The organism is Thalassospira marina, assembly GCF_002844375.1.
Lineage (GTDB): Bacteria > Pseudomonadota > Alphaproteobacteria > Rhodospirillales > Thalassospiraceae > Thalassospira > Thalassospira marina.
Genome location: NZ_CP024200.1, coordinates 566,261 through 582,634 on the forward strand (window position 1 = coordinate 566,261; position 16,374 = coordinate 582,634).

A 16,374-nucleotide genomic window follows, 5' to 3' on the forward strand; every position below is an offset into this window, starting at 1 on the left:
CTTTCTCCAGTTCTTATGCCTGTGGGGCATATGGTAACACCCACAGAACCGTAACGGTTATGGCGCTAGAATAATATGTTTGAGCGGCGATTTTAAGGAAAATCCCGTACAGACATTTTAAGACAAAATATCACCTTTTTATTTTTGTTCTATTTATGTCTTGATTCATTGCCGGTGCTGTTCAATGATCGTACTTTGCATCAATGCCTGAAAAGGGAGGTTCCCATGATTGCGCCAGACCAGCCTTTGACCATCGGTTCGCTGATTTTTGATGGCATGGACCAGATCGACTTCACCGGTCCGTTCGAGGTACTAAGCCGCGTGCCGAATGCGACATTCCATATCGGTGCCAAAACGGCAGGGCCGGTAGCCGATACCTGCGGGTTGCGCCTGCTGGCCGATAAAACCCTGGCTGAAATGCCGATGCTCGACATTTTGCATGTGCCCGGTGGGCCGGGGCAGGAAGCCCTGATGGATGATGAAGAGGTCCTTGGTTTCATTCGTCGCCAGGCAGAAAATGCCACATGTGTTTTTTCGGTTTGTACCGGTACCCTTTTATGTGGGGCGGCAGGCCTGCTGGTGGGGCGACGGGCGACAACCCATTGGGCGGCACTGGATGTTTTACCCCATTTTGGGGCCATTACCCTGCGTGACAGGGTGGTGCGTGACGGTAAATTTTTGTTTGCCGGTGGGGTTACATCGGGCATTGACGGGGCACTGCAACTGGTTGCCGATTTACGCGGTGCCGCGGCGGCAATGGAAATTCAGCTTTATATGCAATATCAGCCTGAACCCCCGTTTGATTCTGGCACGCCCGAACGCGCCCCTGCCGATATTTTGGGCCGTGCCCGCAACAAAATGCAGGGCCTGACCGCCAAACGCATCGAAACTGCGAAAAGGGTGGCATCACAGCAGCAAATTCCCTATGGCCGGAATGCCGGGTGAACGGGTTTTGGGGCGGGAAAGCCTTCTTTCCGCTTGCTGCAACAGGACGGTTTTGTCGCTGCCTGGCTGCGTCAATTAACGCTAAATATCTGAATTAAAGATTTGATATAATAGAGATAAACAAACTTGAAGAAGGGGCGTTTACGCGCCCCTTTCGATCCTGTCATGCTGCAGGATATAGGCCAGGGTACGGGCAAATTCGGCGGCATGGTCTGGTAGCATGGCAGCCGTTGTGATGCGAATGCCCGGTGCCGATTGCAGGCGGAAAACACTGCCCTGGCGCACGGACCAACCGTGATCAAACAGGCGGCGCATGATCTGTGCTTCATCACTGACCGGGATCCACACATTGATGCCATCACTGCCATGCGCGGCAATGCCCTGACGGGTCAGTTCCTGCAGGGTTGTTTCGCGGCGCTGTGCATAAACGTGTCGCGCCTTTTCAATGAGGCCAGGGTAATCCGGGCTTTGTAATATGCTTAAGGTGATGGATTGTAAAAATCCGCTAACCCATCGATTTTTAAATGCATTCAATGATGCGCAGGCACGATGCACAGCGATACTGGAATTCACGGCGGCAAGGCGTAAATCCTGGCCCAGGGATTTGGAAACCGATCGGATCATCGCCCATTTTTCACGTTCGCACCCGATTGCACTGCGGGCAGGAGCGGATGACAGGGCCGCGAAAAAATCATCCTCGACAACCACGACATCCGGGTAATTATCCAAAATCGCGATCAGGTCGCGCTGGCGTTCCATGCTCCAGGAACCACCAAACGGGTTTTGCGCGCGTGGCGTCAGGATCACGGCCTTTGCACCGGCAATCAGCGCATCTTTCAGGCCCTGTGGCGTAACCCCTTCATCATCAACCGGCATAGGTTGGGGCGTGTAACCGGCCTGTTGTACCAGACCCCGCGTTGTCATGAAGCAGGGGTCTTCAATGGCAACCTTTTCGCCTGGCACCACAAACCGGCGTAAAATGGTATCAATCGCATCAAAGGTCCCCGATGCCAGCCATACCTCGCCAACGGGTAAATCATCGCTTTGCCACCCTTGGCAGAACAGATCAATCAGGGTGGGGTTATCTGGTGCATCTTCATATTTATGGGCGTGATAGGGCGCATCGCCCAGCAAACCTGCAATATCGGGTAACATGCTTTGATCCGGGTTGCCCCACGCCAGATCCTTGTAATGCGGTGCTGCCAAAGCAGATGGTTGCATACGAAGGGGCTGGGTCGCCGACAGTGCCCCGGTATGTGCCTGCAATGGCTGCTGTAGCGGACGCGATTGTTGAACGGATTGGCCCGGTTGATTTGCAATATGTATGCGGCTGCCCTGGCGGCCCTTGCCCGCCAGCAAGCCCTGTTCGGAAAGGGTGCGATAGGCAGCGGCGACTGTATTGCGGTTAACCCCCAGCTTTGCGGCAAGCATGCGGATCGGCGGCAGGGGTTGGTCATGTATCAGGGTGCCATCCTGCACCGCCTTTTTGACGCTAAAAACAATCTCGCCAGCTGTTTTCCCCGTAATCAAACCCATATGCTCCTGCATTTTAAGGCGGGTGTGGTCATGCATTTTCCCAAGCCACCCTGCATCTTTGCAATCTGCCAAACTGCCATTTCGCAACATCATTTTTCTGGCATCACTATGTCCCGGTAAAGCGCAGATGGCAATCTTTATTGTCATATTTATGTCTGAATTTTTGTTAACGGCGGCGATGTTTGAGGTCAGGTTATCAGCGGTGCTCGGGGCTTTGCGGGCCGACGTGCAGCCCGATGCATTGTTTCGTCCGGGTAAGGTGGGGACTTGCGAAAGGGCGATTGCCTGACATTTGCTCAGAACGCGCGCTACCTTGCGCGAATGGCGGGCTTGCACAATCTCCCAAAAAATTCATCGCGGAATGTGGGATTAGGCAAGATCTAGCTTGTATCTGGCAATCGAAGTTCAAATTTCTTTGCTAGAATTGTTTTAATCCCGGCATTGCCGCTTTTGGCGGTGATGTCAGTAACCTTTTGATAACAGGAATAAAAACAGGTGGCCAATCAGGGAGGTTGACGGCATCACATGCCAGTTGTGAAGGAAAGCCCGGGCATTGCGTGGATGCCGGGCGGGCACAGGCCCGAAAATCCTTGCATGGCAGGATGGCGTATCGCCGGGCGGTTAAAACCCGGCAGGATCAATTTTTTCTGAAAATGTGCTGCCCCGCAGAAGGCCAGGGCACTGGCCAGAAGACCGGGCAACCGGAAACAGACGATGACTTTCAGAAGCTGGAAAAGTCCCGAAACTTTCAGCATTGATGGAGAGAGCAGTGCAGTATCAGCTTAAAATTAATGGAGAAACCCGGACCGTTGACGCGGAACCCGGTACGCCGCTCCTGTGGGTTCTGCGTGACGGTCTGCAGATGACCGGCACCAAATTTGGGTGTGGTGTGGCCTATTGTGGCGCCTGCACGGTGCATGTTGATGGCAGCCCGACCCGTTCCTGCCAGACCTTTATCGAAGATCTGGGCGATAGCGAAATCACCACCATCGAAGGTGCGCAGAACAAAGTCGCCGAGGCTGTTCAGGCTGCATGGCGCGAAAAGGATGTGGTCCAGTGCGGCTGGTGCCAGTCCGGCCAGATCATGTCGGCCATTGGTTTGCTAAGCGAAAATCCCAAGCCGACAGACGATGAAATCAAGGAATATATGAACGGTAATGCCTGTCGTTGTGTGACCTATGTGCGCATCAACGAAGCCGTCAAACTTGCATCTGAAAAGCTGGAGGCCTGATCCATGAACGTCAATGTTTCACGTCGCGGGTTTCTGATCGGTTCGGCGGCAACGACCACGGCATTGCTGGTTGGTGTTAATGCAAAGGGTGCTTTGGCGGCGACCGCCTCCGAGGCGCCGATGACCGATTTTAACCCGTTTGTTAAAATAGATGCCGATGGCACGCTGAGCGTTGTTATCAAGCATTTTGAAATGGGGCAGGGCACCACAACCGGCCTGACGACCCTTGTCGCCGAAGAACTGGATGCCGATTGGTCGCGGGTCAAAACCGAATTTGCCGCAGCCGATAACAAAAAATACGCCAACCTGTTTTTCAGCATTCAGGGTACCGGCGGTTCGACCTCGATTGCGAACTCCTATATGCAGTATCGCGAAGCCGGGGCCGCTGCCCGTGATTTGCTGATCCGTGCTGCAGCACAAAGCTGGGGTGTGGACCCATCAAGCATCACCATTGAAAAAAGCGTTCTGAAATCGGGCGGTAAATCGGGCCATTATGGTGAATTCATTGCCATCGCCACGACTTTGACACCGGTTGAAAAACCGACGGTAAAAACTCCGGACCAGTTCCGCCTGATTGGTGATGCATCCCTGCACCGCAAGGATAATAACAGCAAAACCGACGGCACCGCCATTTTCGCCATGGATGTGAACCTGCCGGGTATGGTTTATGCCGCGATTTATCGCGCCCCGAAATTTGGCGGGACTGTCACCAGCTTTGATGACAGCGAAGCCAAAAAAGTGGGTGGTTTTATTGCCGCACAGGTTTTGCCGAACAAAGCTGGCGTTGTTGCCTATGGCAAAAACACCTGGGCTGCCTTTCAGGCCCGCGATGCGCTAAGCATCGAGTGGGATTTCTCCAAGGCGGAAACCCGCAGCACCGACAAAATGATCGAAGATCACAAGGCGCTGCTTGATGCCCCGCAATTTAACGCCAACCACGAAGCCAGCCTTGATGATGTGGCACCGCTTCTGAAAGGGGCAGCCAAAACCATTGATGCGGAATTTACCTTCCCGTTCCTGGTTCACGCCCCGCTTGAAGCCCTTAACTGCACCATCGAGCCGGTCGGCAAAGGTGTGCGTGTGCATGATGGTTGCCAGATGCCAGCCCTGACGGTTCCGACCGTTGCCGGTATCCTGAAACTTGACCCGTCACTGGTTGAGGTTCGCACCCTTTATGCCGGTGGGTCGTTTGGCCGACGTGCCAACCCGCAGGCCGATTATAACGCCGAAGCAGCAATGGCATTTGACCTTATGGGCCGCAAGGTGCCGGTCAAACTGGTCTGGAGCCGCGAAGACGACATTCGTGGCGGTTATTATCGCCCGATGGCGGCGCATCGCGCCAAAATCGGCCTTGATGACAGTGGCAAAATCGTCGCCTGGGATCATCGCCTTGCCGTAAAATCGATCATGAAGGGATCGCTTTTTGAAGGCATGATCAAGGACAATGTCGATCCGACATCGGTCGAAGGCGTTTCCGAAAGCCTTTATACCGTGCCGAATTTTGGCATCGGCCTGAGCGATTTCCAAACCCCGGTGCCGATTTTGTGGTGGCGTTCGGTGGGCAATACCCACACCGCCTATGCGATGGAAACCCTGATGGACATGCTGGCCCATGAAACCGGGCAGGACCCGATTGAATTGCGCCTTGCCATGCTTGACCCTAGCGGTGCCAACCAGGCTCGCATGATCAATGCCATCAAGCTGGTGCGTGACATGTCGGGCTGGAAGAAGGGTGACAAGCGCGGCTTTGCCTGCCATTTCTCGTTTAATACCTGCGTGGCGGTTGTTGCCGACATTACGGTCAGCGATGAAACCAGCGTTCATGTCGACAAGCTTTACATGGCGGTTGAATGTGGCGTTGCCATCAACCCCGATGTGATCAAGGCACAGATGGAAGGCGGGGCGGGCTTTGCCCTGGCGGCCATCATGCGCGATCAGATCACGCTTTCCGAAGGTGAAGTCGAGCAGTCCAACTTCCCGGACTATGAATTGCTGCGCAATGCCGAAATGCCAGCTGTCGAGGTAGGCATTGTTGAATCCAACAATGCACCGACCGGCGTTGGCGAACCGGGCGTTCCGCCGACTGGTCCAGCCCTTGCGAATGCAATTTTTGCAACAACCGGCAAGCGGATCTTTGATCTGCCAATGACGAAGGCCGGTTTCGACTTCGTGTAAGGCGATATTTCCGAAGGCCGGTTTAAGGGCCGGCCTTCGGGCATTTCCTTCCTGTTAAGGGGCATGAAATGAGCAATCAGTTATCCGATATGCTGCGCGCCTGGCGCGAAAACGCCACTGCGACCGAATGGGTATTGGGCACGGTTTATAAAACCCAAGGTTCCGCCTATCGCAAGGCAGGTGCGATGATGATGATCAGCGGGCAGGGGCAGCAGTTTGGCCTGCTAAGTGGTGGTTGCCTGGAAGCCGATATTATCCGTAATGCCCGGCGCGCCATGGTTACGGGCAAAACGGTCAAGCTTGTCTATGATGGCAATGACGAAGACGATCTGTCGTTTCGTCTGGGTGTTGGGTGTGGTGGCACGGTTTATATCATGCTGCAGCCGATTACCGCCGAAAATGACCTGGGCCTTGCCGCCTTTTATGATGCGTTGCAGGCGCGCGAAAGCGGTTATTACATCCAGAAGATTGATCAACCGTCGGGCCGGTTTCTGGCCGATGAAAATGTGATTGGCAATCGCGCCCATATTGAAATGCGCGATGACGGTGAAACACTGATCATTCCGATCCGGCCTGAACCGCATATTCTGCTGGTAGGGGGCGGCATTGACGCCCGCCCGGTCACCCGGATTGCACAGGAAATGGGCTGGCAGGTCAGCCTGGCCGACCCGCGCGCAGCCAATGCCCGGATCGAACATTTCCCCAATGTCCGCGCGATCCTGCGTTCAATCGATGACAGCCTGGCGGAATATGCCACCAGCAGCCGCGTTGATGCCGCGATTTTAATGTCGCACAGCATTTCAATCGATGCCAAGGCATTGGCAATTTTAACCAAAAGTACCGTGCGCCACGTTTCGGCATTGGGCCCGGCACACCGGTTTGAACAGGTGCTGAATGATATTGGCATGACCCGTACCCAATTGCCATTTCAGGTACAAAGCCCGGCAGGCCTGCCGTTGGGGGGTGAATTACCCGAAGCCATTGCGCTTTCAATGCTATCAGGTATCCACAAGGCCCTGCATGACATGATGCAAATGCCCGGCCTATCGCTGGCGGCAGAATAATGAAGCTGGCGGGGATTATCCTGGCGGCTGGCGAAAGTGCCCGTTTTGGCGGGCGCAAGCAACTGGCGCTGATTGATGGAAAGCCGATGATTTGCCATGCCATTGATCAGCTATTGCCTGTTTTGGGCGATAACCACCTGCATGTGGTGCTGGGGGCGTTTGCCGGTGAAATTGCCCCGCATCTTCCAGTAGCCCAGCCATATGTGGTCAATGAGGATTGGCAAACCGGCATGGGGTCGTCTATTGCCGCAGGTATACATGCCATTTGCCGGTCAGGGGATTATGACGGCGTTTTGATCGCCCTTGCCGATCAGGCAAAGCTGCAAACCCTGCATTACCAAAAACTATGCGCGGCCTTTGACGGGCAGCACATCATTGCCAGCCATTATGGCAACAAAAACGGTGTACCCGCCATTTTTCCGAAGTCGTTATTTAATGATCTCGCAGCATTGGCGGGGCAGGAGGGGGCGAAAAGCATTTTACAAAAACATGCCGCTTCGCTGCTGTCAGTCCCCATGGATGATGCCAGCTTTGACATCGATTACCGTTCCGACCTTGACCGGCTAGACCAGCCTTCAACCTGATCTTCAGGGGGCAGATGGTGCCAGTCGTGTGGGTAGCGCGGGCCTGCAAGCGCGCGTTTTAGGGCCTGAATCACCCCAGAATCATCGTTCACTATATGGAACAATGCGGTTTTCGGTCTAGAATCCGGCGTTCTGTTTTGCTGAAATAGTATGTTATTTCAATGACTTGTATGCATACATTTAAAGTTAAACCTTGCCTTGTGTGCGTCTTAAACAATTGCCCTTGTTGTCGTGATGCCGGGCTGCTGCAGTTGTGCCAATAACCGCAGGCCGCCCGCCAGCGTTTCGCGGTCCGGGCTGACACCAAGGGAAACGCGCACAGCATTTACGCTGCTTTGACCAATGGCAAAGGCCGATGCCGGCACCACCGCAACCCCTGCCAGTTCTGCCTGACGGGCGAAATCATCGGCCTGCCAGTGTGACGGCAGTTCCAGCCAGATATGATGCCCCCTGGGGTTTGCCAGAAAGGGCTGGCCAAGTTCGCGCGAGGCAAGGGCCTGCCGGGCAGTGTTTTCGGCAATGATGGCGCTGGTCAGTTCTTTTAACATGCCTTCGACAATCCAGCGGCTGGCAAGCGCGGACATCAGTGGCGGTGCCATCAGGATGGTTGTGCGCAAAATGGCCGACAGTCTTTGTGCCTGTGCGCCATCGGGGGCAACAACATAGGCAACCCTTAAGGACGGAGTAGCACATTTTGACAGGGTGGCAATATGCCATGTGATGTCGCTGGCAATCCCGGCCATGGCGCGAATTTCGCCGCTTTCCAGCAGGGGCCAGTAGGGGTCATCCTCGATGATTGCGACATTGTGTTTGCGGGCAATGCGGGCAATTGTTGCGCGGCGATCCAGCGGCAGGGTCGCGGTTGTTGGGTTATCGATGGTCGGGACCAGATAAATGGCCTTGGGTGCATGCTCGATGCAGGCTTTTTCAAAGGCATCGGGAATTATACCCTGATGATCCATGGCAAGCCCCACAAGGTTTAACCCGCGTTGCAGGGCAACAGCCTTCAAGCCCGGATAGGTCATATTTCCTGCCACCAGCACATCACCGCGCTGCATCAACAGGTCGCACAGGGCATAAAGCGCGTTTTGCGCCCCGGCCGTTAACAAGACCTGTTCCGGCTCTATCTGGCCAATCCGGGCGGAAAGCCAGTCTGAGGCCACTTTGCGATCAAATTCCGACCCGCTGCTTTCCTGATACTGCAAATTCAACACGCCCGTTTCGTTTGACAGAATGTCGGACATGCCCTGTGCAAACAGCCGGCGAAAATCCATCTGCGCAAGTTGGGGTGGGGTATTCATGCTCATATCAACAAGGGGCAGGCGGTCGCTTACCACGCCGGTAACTTCCACACCCTTGCGAATGAAGGTGCCGCGCCCGGGGCTGGCATCCACCAGGTGGCGCCTGCGCGCTTCGTTGAAGGCTCTGGTAACGGTGGTTAAATCAACGCCGACGGCCTCGGCAATGACCCGCTGCGAGGGCAGGCGCTCGCCCTGCGCGACAAGGCCATTGTTAATGTCCTCCTCTAGCGCATCAACGATACCGATATATTTCAGCCGGGCATTATCCTTAACCCACGGGTTCCACATGCGATCCCTCATTGTATGGATTTATTGTATGTGTGCGTTGCGATATTTAGGCATACAATAAGCAGATTATTTGTGATATGACCACTGCCGTTTGTTTGGAATGGGCGAAAAATTTATTAATAATGTCTTTTATATCATTGTTTTTATTGAGATGTTGAAAATTTCCCCAATCAGGAAAACAGCCGCGCTGGATCATGCAGGATGCTATATAGCACATATCCATACATTGTCCATACACCGATAAATACGTCATGGAGATCGGATCATGCTTAATGATGATGAATGGCCACCGCTTCGCCCGCTTGGGGTCGGCATTCGCGGGCGGTGTCCGCGTTGTGGCCAGGGGCACCTGTTTGATGGTTTCCTTAAAATCGCGGATGAATGCGATTATTGCGATCTGGATTTTTCCTTTGCCGACCCGGCCGATGGCCCTGCCTTTTTCGTGATCTGCTTTGCCTGCGTGCCATCACTGATCATGGGGCTTTGGATCGAGCTTGCCTATCAGGCACCCTATTGGGTGCATCTGGTCACGACCCTGCCATTCCTGCTGCTGACCTGTATTCCACCGCTTCGCCCGCTTAAGGGATGGCTGATCGCCAGCCAGTATTACTACAAGGCCACTGAAGGCAAACGCGTAATGGATGAAAGCTGACGCCGGGTGTGCGGCGTTGATCATCAGATGTCCGCGCCGAATGCCCGCCAGTTTTCGTCGCTATTCCTGAACTGGTGCTGGCAGACGCAGGATAGGTTACAGGCAGGACGTTAACGACGGTTGGGGCGCTGTTGCGCTGGCTGTTCCGCTGGAAAGGCCGGTTCGCTTGTGGATGATAGCGGGACATGCTGTGCGTGACCGCTGCTCATTGAAAGCTGGTCATCCTGGTAAACGTCACAGCGCTTTATCGGCAGCAAGAACTGATATATTACTTTGGGCGTGAGCGGGAACAGGCATCCCTGAAAGGCCATGTATGCTTTCCCGTTACGCGCCCCGTAATCAGTTGAGTATCGTCCCGCCATGCCCCAGCCCATTGCCGCCAATGAACCCGTCATTATCGATGAAAAGGCCAATCCTTACCGTGATTGTATTCAGGGACTGGCCAATCAGCCGATAACGGTGGTGCGGCTTTTGCGCGATGCGGTGAATGAAAACCCGGTCCTTGCCAAAAAGCTTGCATTCACCCTTCCCGAAATTCGCGATGTTGTTGGTCGGTTGGTGGAAAACCGGCCGCGTGTTGCGATCATTGCCGGTGCACCGGATCATCCGGCCCATTTGCTGGACCGGCCACACGCCTTGATGGCTGCCCTTCGCATTTGGGAACAGGGCGGCGTGCCGTTTTTGTTTCATGTGCCGGTTATTTGCGATGGCACAGCACAAAACAATATTGGTCAAAGCTATTCGCTGGCATCGCGCAATACCACGGCAACGGCGGTTAATATCACCTTTGAAGGGCACAGTTACCATGCGGCCTATGTCATTGCCGGGTGTGATAAATCCCCCTCGGCTGTTGTGGCGGGGCTTGCCGCGGCGGACCGCGCACGTGCCCATCGGGGTGATCAGGCGCCGGTCTGGGCCGTATTTGCGCCGGCCCATGTTTTAAAGGGCGGTGAAATTCCCGAAGGAACGCGCCGCCTGCTCGAAAAGGTCGCCCGTGATGCGGATGGCGCGGGGCATGATGACCTTGGCGGCGATATTCGCGAAAATATGCGCTATATTCTGCAATGCACCTCGGACGAGGCCTTTGCCGGCCTGCTCGAACGCGCCCGGTTGCTGGGTCTGATTGACGGGGCAATGGAACGCCGTATTCTTGATGAACTGGCCGCCGCAACCTGTGATTCCAAAGGTGGCATTTGCGCCTTCAACGGCACGGGCAATTCATCACGCACCATGCTGGCGGCCTTTGGCCTGACACCGCCAGCTCTTGAACTGTTAACCGATGTTCCGCCCTATGACGCGGTTGCCAGTGGCGTCGATACCCTGTTTTCCGTTTTTAACCGCCCTGAATATGCGATTGGCAATTTGCTGAAGGCGAATTTTGCCAATTTTGTCCGGGTGCATAATGCCACGGGGTCCAGCAGCAACATGCTGCTGCATTTGCCCTTCATGATGCGCCATGCCGGTTTTGACATCACGATTGATGATTATCAGGCCGTGCGCATTGAAACGCCAGTACCCGAAATTTTTGCCCATAGCCTGACGGAAAACCGCGATACCTATGTGCTTGCGCAGCAAATGGCCGAGGGGCAAAACCGCGGCATGGAAAGCATCTATCGCGTATTGGCTGATCTTGGCGTTGCCATGGATCTTGACGCGCCGACCATCCTTGGCAAAAGCTGGGCAGAACGTATTGCCGATCTTGATTACCCGGTTGATCTGTCGCTGGGGGATAAATCGGTGATCCGGGCCACACCCGTGCGCCAGCGATCCGGTGTGGATGTGATTACCGGCAGTTTCTTTGAAAATTGCGCGGTTAAAACATCGGGCATGAGCGACCATTTGCTGTCGCATTTCAATGATCATGTTTTTATCGTGCGCTATTACGAAAACGAACATGTATGTAACGCCGATTTTGCTGCGCCCGACCTGGTTGACCGCTTGATGAATACTGAAGGCGTCACGCCTGAACTGATCCGCGCCATTGTTACGCGCAATGGCGGTGATGTGACGCCGGATATGGCGGTGCGCGATATGCTGGCCCAGGGGCATTTGTCTTTTGCCTTCGTAATTGGCGGGCAGGGGCCGCAGGCCTATGGTATGCCGGAAATGTTCTCGCCGTCGCAAAACCTGCGCCATCACCGCATTCTTGAGGCATCAAGCATGCTGATCACGGATGGCCGTTATTCCGGCGTTACCAAGGGGGCCTGTATCGGCCATATGGTGCCCGAAGCCTTTGCCGGTGGTGGAATTGGCCATTTGCGCAATGGCGATATTCTGCGCCTTGACCTGACCCTCCTGACGCTGGACTGGTTGGAATGTGATGCCTTCCTGCACGGGCAGGAAATAACCGGTAACCCAACCCATATGCCTGATCGCAAAGACCTGTTCGAACAGCGCCACCAGCGCATGCTGACACGCCAGCTTGATATCGCCGCCTGTAACGTGATGGAACATGTCTCCGATGCCGGACGGGGTATTGTCCCCGAAACCGTTGACCGCCGAGCCGTTCATTCCTGGCGATAAACGGGTACATATGCCAACAGCCCGCAAAAATGGCGGGCTGCGAGGAAGTAAGATGGGTTGGGGTCACATGGCATCGCCGGGATCAGGACGCAACCTTGATAACAACCTTGCCAAATGGCCCGCTGTTAAGGTGCTGGAAGGCGGCGGGAACTTCGTCAAAATCATAAACGCGGTCGATAACCGGCTTTATTTTGTGACGGTCAATCGCACGTATCATGTCTTCCATGGCCCGGCGGGGCCCAACGGAAATTCCTTCAATCGTTACGCGCTTGCCCAAAACTGGAAGAATTGACATCGACATGTCATATGATTCCATAAAGCCGATCAATGCAATCCGGCCTCCCTGGCGCACGGCATCCAGCGACTTGCGAATATTTTCGCCGCCAACCACTTCGACGATATTGTCTGCACCGCGACCATCGGTAAGTTCCATAACGGCTGCGGGCCAGTCTGGCGTAATGGACCGATCGATGATGTTATCTGCCTTAACGCCCAATTTGCGAAGCTGTTCGGCTTTTTGGTCGCTGCTGGTGGTTACAATAACATTTGCACCCGCCGCCAACCCGAATTGTGCTGCAAAAAGCGACACACCACCGGTACCCTGAATCAGTACGGTTTGATCACTGCGCGATGGTGCAAGTTCGCAAACTGCCATCCATGCAGTAAGGGCGGCGATAGGTAATGTCGATGCCTCTATCGCAGTTAAAGACTTTGGGGCATGAACACACCAGTCCGCAGGCAAAACAACATATTGCGCCAAAATCCCCGGTATGGTGCCGCCAAGTGGCGGGGCGACGCTCCAATCCAGAGCCTCGCCATCGATCCAGTTCGTAATGCACATCGAAACGGCCTGATCCCCAACAGCAAAGCGTGTAACACCTTCACCTGTTTCAATGACCGTGCCGAACATGTCCGATGCCGGCGTAAAGGGAAATTCAGGTTCGAGATACATACGGCTTTCAAGGACTTCTGTATCACGGTAATTCAGCGATACCGCTTCCACCCGGATAAGGATTTCCCCATATCCTGGTACGGGGCGGGAACGGGTTACTTTCTTAAGGTTGGAAACACCAAAGCCGGGCGTTTCCCAACGTTCCATCAAATCTGACATGGCCAATTCCTTTTTGCGTTTGCAAACTTATTTGCACTGCGTTTCAGTGCCTGTGGCCAGTCTATTGACAATCTAATAGAAAATGTTTCTCATTAAATTCTTCATATTTGCGAATAAAGGTCGTCAATAGATGGGGATTCAGCCACATTCACACCTGACCGGGATTACGGCCTTCGTTAGTGCGGTTGATCAGGGCAGCTTTACAGCCGCAGCGGCACATATGGGACTGTCCAAGTCGGCCGTTGCCAAAAGTGTTGCCCGTCTGGAAGAACGACTGGGCGTGCAGCTTTTAAACCGTACCACACGGCACCTTGGTTTAACCGATGAAGGCCGTGCCTTTTACGCCACCTGTATCCGGATACTTGCCGATCTGGAAGCTGCGGAAACAACCCTTTCAGCCCGGCGAATGGTGGCATCCGGTACATTGCGGGTCAGCCTGCCGTCATCTTTTGGTCCGCGCTGGATTTTACCGCTGATGGTGGACCTGCTAAAAAACTTGCCGCAGCTTACGCTGGATGCACGGTTTACCGACCAATATGTCGATCTGGTCGACGAGGAAATCGACCTTGCTATCAGGATTGGCGACATGGCGGATGATGCCGGTTTGATGATGCGAAAAATTGGCGTTCAGACATCTGTGATATGTGCAGCGCCGACATATCTGGCTCTTCATGGCGCTGTGACTGATGCCATTGATTTGCCCAGTCACGCATTGATCGGCGAATTGCGTGAGGGGCGGGTATTACCCTGGCGATTACGGGACAATACCGGGGCCGTGATAAAGGCACCGCTAAAACCACGGCACCTGATCAGTCATGGCGAAGGTATGTTAAGTGCAGTTCTCGCCGGGGCCGGGTTGGCGTGTTTGCCATATTGGCTGGTAAGCGAACATATCAAAGCAGGGCGGTTACAACAAACCGGCACCAACCTTCACGCCGAAGACAGACCCATCAACCTGATCTGGTTGAAAACCGCTGAAATGCTACCGAAAATTCGCGTAACGATAGACGAACTTGTACGATGCTTTCAGCCTGTCCCACCGTGGGAGAAGTTTGATGGAACAGGCCGGTAATAGGTCAGCGCATTGGATGACTAAGACGTAACTAGGACAATATCTACGGCAAACGCCTAAAATCCGTGCAGGGCGCCGCCATCAACAACCAGGATTTCGCCAGTGACATATTTGGCGGCGGGGGAGGCAAGATAGGTCATTGCCCAGCCGATATCTTCGGGGTCGCCGAAACAATCCATCGGGATGCGGGCGCGGATTTTGGCGAAGCGGGCCGGGTCGGTCTGCGTGGCTTTTTCAAAAAGGTCGGTTCTGATCCAGCCAGGTGCAACGCCATTTATGCGTACGCCATCGGGTGCCAGTTCGGTCGCCAGCGCACGCACCAGCCCGACATAGGCCGCCTTTGCCGCCGAATAGCCAATGACATGGGGAATACCCAAAAACGATGCCATCGATGCGGTAAAAAGTATGGAGCCACGCCCGTTTGCCTGACGGATTTGTGGCAAAAATGCCTGGCTAAGCGCAAAGGCACCAGTGACATGGGTGTTCATGACATTGGTGAAATCATCCACCCCCATGTCATCAATCGGCTTTTTCACGGTGTTGCCAGCATTATTGACCAGCAGTGATATCGCCCCAAACCGGTCTTCAACCTTTTGGGCGAAATCACGGCTGTTGGCAGTGTCGGTTACATCAAAGCAGATGGTTTCAACCATGCCGCCCAGTGCATTCTGCACGCTTGCCAGTTTGGCTTCACTGGTACCGGTTAAAATGACCTCGGCCCCGGACTGTAAAAAACAGCTGGCAATGGCCTTGCCCAAGCCACCACTGCCCCCGGTAATCAGGGCGCGATGGCCGGAAAGTGAAAACGCTTTCACTGTCATGCTGTTGCTCCATCATTGTTTTCCGGGTCTAACAAACTGACCAGAATTTTGGTAATGGCGCCGGGGTTGGCCGCCCAGTCCCGCATGGCCTGATCGGCCTGATCAATGGAGACAATGCGTGAAATAATGATATCTGCACAGGCAGGGTTGTCTTCGAGGAAGCGGGTAACCGTTTCAAAATCGTCGCGCGTGGCACCGCGAGAGCCGAGAATTTCGATTTCCTTGGAAACAAACAGGCGGGTTTCAAACTCGACCGGGACTTTGGTGTAGCCAACATACACAACCCGTGCGCATTGCGATGCGGCGTCTACTGCCTGGCGAAAAGTATGCGGGCTGCCTGCGGCTTCCAGCAGAACGGATGGGCCATCACCGCCGGTCAGGGCGGAAAGGCGCGTGGTTACATCCTCGTTTGTGCCATTAATGGTTTCACGCGCACCAAGCTGACGGGCGATTTCCAGTTTGTGGGCGGAAATATCCACGGCAATAACATGGGCACCCTTGCGTTGTGCCGCCAGAACAATGCCAAGACCGATCATACCCACACCCAGAACGGCAACATTTTCACCCGGCTGGATCCGGGCCCGTTCAACGGCGTGAAAGCCAATGGCAAGTGGCTCGATCAGTGCGGTATCGCGTTGTGAAAGATTATGCACCGGAATGACATGCGCCTGTGGCACACAGCAAAATTCAGCCATTGCACCTTCGCGCTGTACGCCCATGGTCTGATTATTCAGGCAGGCATTGGGGCGGTTTTGCCGGCAGGCAAAACAGGTGCCGCAGTTGAAATAGGGCAGGATGGTTACGCGTTGCCCAATGGCAAAATTGCCCGAAACACCCGTGCCCAGTGCATCAATAACACCCGAAAGCTCGTGGCCAGGAACGCGGGGGAAACCCACCATCGGGTTGCGGCCCTGATAGCTACTAAGGTCCGATCCGCAATAGCCGACATAATGCAGCTTTACCCGGATTTCCCCGGCCGCCGGAACTGGTTTGTCCCGGCGGGTTAGGGTGATGTCATCAGGCGCGGTAATGCAGATTGCCTTCATTTGTTCAGTCATGATCCATCCCCGC

Annotated in this window: 13 protein-coding genes; 8 read left to right on the forward strand and 5 right to left on the reverse strand. The window is 54.5% G+C overall.

Annotation, left to right across the window (positions count from 1 at the left end; translation table 11 throughout):
• The first annotated feature begins 225 nt into the window (after positions 1-225).
• On the forward strand, positions 226-945 hold the full coding sequence (locus CSC3H3_RS22690; protein ID WP_101286647.1) for a DJ-1/PfpI family protein: 720 nt from the start codon (positions 226-228) through the stop codon (positions 943-945).
• A gap of 141 nt (positions 946-1,086) precedes the next feature.
• Here the strand turns inward: CSC3H3_RS22690 and CSC3H3_RS22695 are convergent, their stop codons facing one another.
• Positions 1,087-2,517 (reverse strand): GntR family transcriptional regulator, encoded by a 1,431-nt coding sequence (locus CSC3H3_RS22695; protein ID WP_157831994.1) that lies wholly within the window; start codon positions 2,515-2,517, stop codon positions 1,087-1,089.
• A gap of 733 nt (positions 2,518-3,250) precedes the next feature.
• Between CSC3H3_RS22695 and CSC3H3_RS22705 the strand changes: the two genes are divergently transcribed.
• From CSC3H3_RS22705 to CSC3H3_RS22720, 4 genes are all read left to right on the forward strand, one after another.
• Complete coding sequence (locus CSC3H3_RS22705) at positions 3,251-3,712, forward strand: (2Fe-2S)-binding protein (protein WP_101271599.1); 462 nt, start codon at positions 3,251-3,253, stop codon at positions 3,710-3,712.
• A 3-nt stretch (positions 3,713-3,715) separates the two neighbouring features.
• Entirely contained in the window at positions 3,716-5,887 is a 2,172-nt protein-coding gene (locus CSC3H3_RS22710; protein WP_101286650.1) for a xanthine dehydrogenase family protein molybdopterin-binding subunit, read from the forward strand.
• A 68-nt stretch (positions 5,888-5,955) separates the two neighbouring features.
• Positions 5,956-6,951 carry an XdhC family protein gene (locus tag CSC3H3_RS22715; RefSeq protein WP_101286651.1) on the forward strand — a complete coding sequence of 332 codons (996 nt, stop codon included), beginning with the start codon at positions 5,956-5,958 and terminating at the stop codon, positions 6,949-6,951.
• Positions 6,951-7,535, forward strand: a complete 585-nt coding sequence (locus CSC3H3_RS22720) for a nucleotidyltransferase family protein (protein WP_245881404.1) — start codon at positions 6,951-6,953, stop codon at positions 7,533-7,535. The genes CSC3H3_RS22715 and CSC3H3_RS22720 overlap by 1 nt, the downstream gene beginning before the upstream one ends.
• A 209-nt stretch (positions 7,536-7,744) precedes the next feature.
• On the opposite strand, the gene CSC3H3_RS22725 is transcribed toward CSC3H3_RS22720, so the two are convergent.
• Complete coding sequence (locus CSC3H3_RS22725; RefSeq protein WP_101286653.1) at positions 7,745-9,124, reverse strand: aminotransferase-like domain-containing protein; 1,380 nt, start codon at positions 9,122-9,124, stop codon at positions 7,745-7,747.
• Between the two features lie 265 nt (positions 9,125-9,389).
• Between CSC3H3_RS22725 and CSC3H3_RS22730 the strand changes: the two genes are divergently transcribed.
• Positions 9,390-9,776 (forward strand): DUF983 domain-containing protein, encoded by a 387-nt coding sequence (locus CSC3H3_RS22730; RefSeq protein ID WP_101286654.1) that lies wholly within the window; start codon positions 9,390-9,392, stop codon positions 9,774-9,776.
• 360 nt (positions 9,777-10,136) lie between these two features.
• The gene (locus tag CSC3H3_RS22740) at positions 10,137-12,299 is read left to right on the forward strand and encodes a dihydroxy-acid dehydratase domain-containing protein (protein ID WP_101286656.1); all 2,163 of its coding nucleotides are present in this window, start codon (positions 10,137-10,139) and stop codon (positions 12,297-12,299) included.
• An 82-nt stretch (positions 12,300-12,381) separates the two neighbouring features.
• Here CSC3H3_RS22740 and CSC3H3_RS22745 read toward each other — a convergent pair whose 3' ends face one another.
• Positions 12,382-13,410, reverse strand: coding sequence for a zinc-dependent alcohol dehydrogenase family protein (locus CSC3H3_RS22745; RefSeq protein ID WP_101286657.1), 1,029 nt, complete (start codon positions 13,408-13,410; stop codon positions 12,382-12,384).
• A gap of 130 nt (positions 13,411-13,540) precedes the next feature.
• On the opposite strand from CSC3H3_RS22745, the gene CSC3H3_RS22750 reads away from it, so the two are divergent.
• On the forward strand, positions 13,541-14,482 hold the full coding sequence (locus CSC3H3_RS22750; RefSeq protein WP_101271584.1) for a LysR substrate-binding domain-containing protein: 942 nt from the start codon (positions 13,541-13,543) through the stop codon (positions 14,480-14,482).
• A gap of 56 nt (positions 14,483-14,538) precedes the next feature.
• On the opposite strand, the gene CSC3H3_RS22755 is transcribed toward CSC3H3_RS22750, so the two are convergent.
• Both CSC3H3_RS22755 and CSC3H3_RS22760 read right to left on the reverse strand, forming a co-directional pair.
• Positions 14,539-15,303: an SDR family NAD(P)-dependent oxidoreductase gene (locus CSC3H3_RS22755; protein WP_101286658.1), complete on the reverse strand. Its 765-nt coding sequence runs from the start codon at positions 15,301-15,303 to the stop codon at positions 14,539-14,541.
• Positions 15,300-16,361, reverse strand: coding sequence for a zinc-binding alcohol dehydrogenase family protein (locus tag CSC3H3_RS22760; RefSeq protein ID WP_245881405.1), 1,062 nt, complete (start codon positions 16,359-16,361; stop codon positions 15,300-15,302). The genes CSC3H3_RS22755 and CSC3H3_RS22760 overlap by 4 nt, the downstream gene beginning before the upstream one ends.
• Positions 16,362-16,374: the final 13 nt, after the last annotated feature.